The 4,545-nt window shown below is 71.2% G+C and carries 4 protein-coding genes; all 4 read right to left on the bottom strand.

Translation table 11 applies throughout. The features are described 5' to 3' along the window. Window positions 1-9: 9 nt before the first annotated feature. The gene (locus tag VGW35_24405) at window positions 10-189 is read right to left on the bottom strand and encodes a hypothetical protein (protein HEV8310814.1); all 180 of its coding nucleotides are present in this window, start codon (window positions 187-189) and stop codon (window positions 10-12) included. A gap of 32 nt (window positions 190-221) precedes the next feature. Continuing rightward, window positions 222-1,445, bottom strand: a complete 1,224-nt coding sequence (locus tag VGW35_24400) for a Xaa-Pro peptidase family protein (protein ID HEV8310813.1) — start codon at window positions 1,443-1,445, stop codon at window positions 222-224. Window positions 1,446-1,480: 35 nt separating this feature from the next. After that, window positions 1,481-2,809 carry an FAD-binding oxidoreductase gene (locus VGW35_24395; GenBank protein HEV8310812.1) on the bottom strand — a complete coding sequence of 443 codons (1,329 nt, stop codon included), beginning with the start codon at window positions 2,807-2,809 and terminating at the stop codon, window positions 1,481-1,483. 111 nt (window positions 2,810-2,920) lie between these two features. After that, a complete protein-coding gene (locus VGW35_24390; GenBank protein HEV8310811.1) occupies window positions 2,921-4,411 on the bottom strand; it encodes a hypothetical protein in 1,491 nt (496 codons plus the stop codon). Between the last annotated feature and the right edge of the window lie 134 nt (window positions 4,412-4,545).

The raw sequence follows: 4,545 nt of genomic DNA, 5'->3' as shown, positions 1-4,545 counted from the left end.
CAACCGGACTCAGAACGGGAAGCCGAAGCTGGCGCGGATCCCGCTCAGCCCGTCCCCGAAGCGGTACGCCACGCCGAGCCGCGGGTTCTTGAAGATCCAGAGCTTGGCCGGCCCGGCGGACCCGAATGTCACCCCGAGCTCGAACTGGTTCGAGACCTCGAGGGGCTCCCGGCCGAAGCGGGAGAACACCGCAGCCGGGAAGAAGTGGTAGTGGCTCCGGCTCAGCTCAAGAGCTTCGCCTCGTAGGGAAAGGTGCAGAGGAGCTGGGCGCCGTCCTTGGTGACCAGGATCTGATCCTCGAGCTTGACGCCGAACGGGGCGCCGACCTTCCCGGCGTAGCACTCGAGGCAGAGCACCATGTTCTCCTTGATCTCGCGCCGGGGCATGATCCGGCGCGGGCCGCGGTCGTCGTCGGGGTAGGGGATGCCCGGCCCCTCGTCTTCCAGGCCGGCCTGGTGCACCATCGCGCCGTAGCGCTGGGCCCGGTACGCCTCCGGCAGCGCGGGGGCCTTGTGGGCGAACTCCTCGAACGTCATGGCCGGCCGGACCAGCTCGAGCATCCCGGTCACGCAGTCGTAGGCGACCCGGTACGCTTCCTTCTGCTCCGGCGAGGCGGTGTCGCCACACAGGAACGTGCGGGACACGTCGATGACGTACCCCTCGTAACCGTTGGCGTCGGTGTCGACCCCGACCAGGTCGCCGGGCGCGACGATCTTGTCGTGCGCCTCGCTCATCCAGGGATTCGTGTTGGCGCCCGAGGCGATGAGCCGGGTGAAGAGGAACTCGCCGTGGTATCGGAGCAGGGCGTGGCCGAGGACCGCCAGCAGCTCGTACTCACGGATGCCGGGCCGGATGGCCGCCTCGAACTCGGCCAGGATGGCGTCGCCGATCCCGCCGTTGATCTTGAACAGGTCGATCTCGTCCGGCGTCTTCACCTCCCGGGCGTCGACGGTGGCCGGGCTCGAGTCCACGAGGGAGATCCCCTCGTCCTGCAGCGCCAGAAAGCCGATGGTGTCGAGCTTGTCGACAGCCAGTCGCTCGCCGGCGAGGCCCAGCTCCCCCAGCACCGAGCGGATCGACTTCGCCCACTCCCAGGCCTTGTCCCGCGACTGGGCTCCGCCGAACTGCCAGCCGTAGGCGGGTCGGACGTCCTTGACGAGCTTCTGGGAGACGTGGATCGATCCCTTGTATTCGAAGAGGATCGGATCGCCGTGAGCGGGGACGACGCAGTAGCGGGCGAAGGTGCCGGCGGTCCACACTCCCATGACGTCGGTCCCGGTGGCGTATCGAATGTTGGCCGGATTGAAGAAGAGGCCGACCGCCATGTCGTGACGCTTCATCGTCGTCTGGAGCCGGGCCAGGCGGCCGGCCCGAAGGCGGTCGAAGTTGACCTCGCTGAGATTCGGCACCCGCAGCTGCTGGATGCGGGGTCGAAGCGCCAGCATTCGCCCGTGTTCGGTGATCATGCACCCGGGCGGAGCTACACCCAGGGCGAGTGGCTCTGAGACGCGCCGAAGGTCTTGCCCTGAGCGTAGCGGCTGAGGGCGAACGGCCGGAGCTCGGGCACGTCGTCAGCCATCAGGTACCGCGCCACCAGCTTGCCGACCCCGGTCATCTTGAAGCCGTGATTGGAGTCCGCGATCATGTAGACGTTCGGCGCCACCCAGTCGAAGATCGGCACATTGTCCGGGGTGAAGGCGCCGATGCCGCCGTTCCGGCGTTCCCGGAAGTTCGGCCGGCAGCCCTCGAAGCGCGCCATCGTCTGGGCCATCGCGGCGCAGAAGTAGTCGGCGAACCAGGGATCCGCCTGATACTCGTCGTTGGCATGACCGTACGGGTCGGTGACCGCCCTGGGGCCGAGCTTGACCGGGATGGTGCCGCCCTGGAGGCCCGGTCGGTCCATCCGTTCGTTGCCGTTCTTGAAGTAGGCGTAGGTGAAGTCCTTGATCTCCTTCCCGGTCGCCGGGTCGACCACCGGCTCCGACGTCTCGATGTGGAGCACCGGCGGGTTCAACCCGCGCGCGGTCACGTAGGGCTGGTCCCAGTAGACTTCGCCCTCCAGCAGGCGCCAGTACGTCCACATGTCCTTGCTGACCACCGTGCCATCCGGGTAGCGGCAGTCCACCGTCAGCGGCCGGCCGAGCATCGCCCAGTGCTCGGGCGTCCAGGCCCCCAGCCCCCAGATCACGAGGTCGCACCGGATGCGGCCCTGGTCGGTCACCACCGCCTTCACCTGTCCGCCCTCGACGTCGTACCCGCGCACCTTCACGCCGGACAGGATCCGGACGCCCTGCTGGGCGCACTTGGTCGCCAGACCGCTCAGGGCCTGGCCCGTGCCGGCATAGCCGGAGAGCTTCTCGTGGAGGGCGAGGCCCACGTACTTCACGTTGAAGTCGGGCCAGATGCTCCGGATGAACTTCCGGGCCTCATCGCCGACGTGGAGGTCCGAAGGGTAGCCCGCGGCGTTCTGGCTCCTCCAGACGCGCTCGTACTCGGGCACGTTCTTCTCTTCGTCGACGCCGATGTAGCCGACCTGCTGGAAGCCGAAGGCGACCGGGTCGTACATCCAGACGTCCAGGCTGTGTCGAAGGATCGCGTGGAGCGGCTCGGTCATGTAGAGGTTGCGCACGCAGCCGCAGGCGATCCCGGAAGCGCCGGCGCCGATGCCGGTCTTGTCGACGACGATCACATCGTTCCCGGAGCCGCGCTTTCGGCGCCCGAGCTCCATGGCGAGGTGCCAGGCGGTGCTCAGGCCGTGGATGCCGGCGCCGACGATCACGTACTTGACCGATCCGGGGATCTCGCTCATCGCCGTCTCCTCGTCAGGGGGGTCCCGTGTCGGGGTCGCCCCACCTGTATCACCCCGGCGCGCGCCGCGTCAAGGCGACGTCCGGTCTCACGACTCCCGGTGTCCGTCGCCTCAGGGCAAGACCCGGGCGTCGCCGGACGTCAGGGCGTCGATGAGGGGCCGGAGCCGCTCGGCGGCGCCGAGGGCGGCGGCGGGGCGGTCGAGGCCGGCGCCCGAGTCGAGCAAGGCCTGCTGGCGGCTCGGCGGCTCGCCCTCGAGCCAGGCCGCGGCGGCGCGCCGGACGGGCGGCCCCAGCAGGCCCAGCACTTCCCGGACCAGCCGCTGAGCGAGGGTGCGCCGGGCCGCGCCCGCGAGGCGCGCCCGCTCGGCGGCATAGCGGCGGGCCAGCGCACGGGAGAGCCGCACCGTCCTGCCGCGCACGTCGACCAGATCGCGCGGCACCGTGCCCCAGACGACCTCGAGCGCGGGCCAGACCGCCTCGATCGCGGGTGCCAGGAGCGGCGTCGCCTCGAGTGGGAGCAGGGTGCCCAGAGCCTCCCGCCACAGGCCGGCCAGCGGCACGTCCGGCTCGAGCCCCGGCTCGGTCGCGCCAGCCGCGGGGCGCTCGATGACCGTCCCGTCCGCGTCGAGCACCAGGTGATCCTGGAGGGGGTGGCCGAGCGCATGGAGCGTGGCGACGAACCGGAGCCTGCCGTCGGGCGCGGTGAGGCGACGGATGATCCGGTGCTCGCGCCGCGTGAGCCCCTGCCACTCGAGGCGGTAGTACGCGCGCCCCTCCCACCACACCTTCTCGACGCCGTTCCGGAGCTGGACGTAGACGCCGTCCGGGAGGAAGAGCCGCTCGTGCGGGGTGGGGGTCCAGTCGAGCGGAGCCTCGTGCAGGGCGCCGGCCGCGAACGCGGCCGCGGCGCCGTCGAGGAACGCGGCCAGCGGATCGGGCACCCGGGCAAAGCGGAAGCCCTCGGCGAGCGCCCAGAAGAGCTGTTCGGTCGCGAACGGCCCCCGGTAGCGGAGCGGAGCGGCTCCCTGATCCGCCGCCAGCGCCGAGAGCATGTTCAGGATCGTCGTGCCCGCCCCGGGGGGGAGCCGGGTCGGATCCGCGAGCGGAGGGATCGAGGCGATCCGATCCCAATCGAGCGCGCCCGAGACGGTGAGGAGCTCCGGCTCGGCAGCGGCGCTGCTGGCGAGGCGGACGATCCGGTCCGATGCGCCCCACAGCGGGTGCTCGGCCCCCCCGGCAATGACGCCGAGCAGGGCCCCGTCGAGGTTGCGGACCCAGGCTTCGTGCAGGGCTCCGTCCCGGTCGCGCCGGACCGCGAGGTGGACGCCCCCGAGCCGGTCGAGCTCGAGCAGCCGGCGAGGCTCCGCCCCACCGGCCGGAGCAGCGTAGAGCGCCACCGAGCCGTGGGGCAGGAGACGCCCCAGCCGTCGATCGCCCCGCACGAGGAGTGTCCCGCCCGCGGCGTCGACGAGCACCGCCTCGGCGAGATCGGCCCGGAGCCCGATCAGCTGGGAGGGATCGACCCTGCCGACCCAGGCGGCGTTGTCCGGGCGGTCGAGCCACTCCGGCAGCGCGCGGAGATCCAGCCTCGCCGGGCTCACGGTCAGTCGGGGGGGCGCCTGACGCCACGAGTGTCCGCCGGCGCGTCCGGGTAAGCGGAAGCTGAGGACGACCCTGGCATGCGTTGAGGAGCGCTCCGAGCGGCGGCTTCGCCGCCGCCACGACGGGGGGGCAT

It is taken from the genome of Candidatus Methylomirabilota bacterium, from assembly GCA_036005065.1.
Lineage (GTDB): Bacteria > Methylomirabilota > Methylomirabilia > Rokubacteriales > DASRDR01 > DASYQW01.
Note: the sequence above shows the minus strand (reverse complement) of the source record. Positions and strands in the feature narration are given on the sequence as shown.

Coding starts and splice junctions, on each gene's coding strand:
- VGW35_24400 (HEV8310813.1), bottom strand. CDS start 1,445: ATGCTGGCGCTTCGACCCCGCATCCAGCAGCTGCGGGTGCCGAATCTC.
- VGW35_24395 (HEV8310812.1), bottom strand. CDS start 2,809: ATGAGCGAGATCCCCGGATCGGTCAAGTACGTGATCGTCGGCGCCGGC.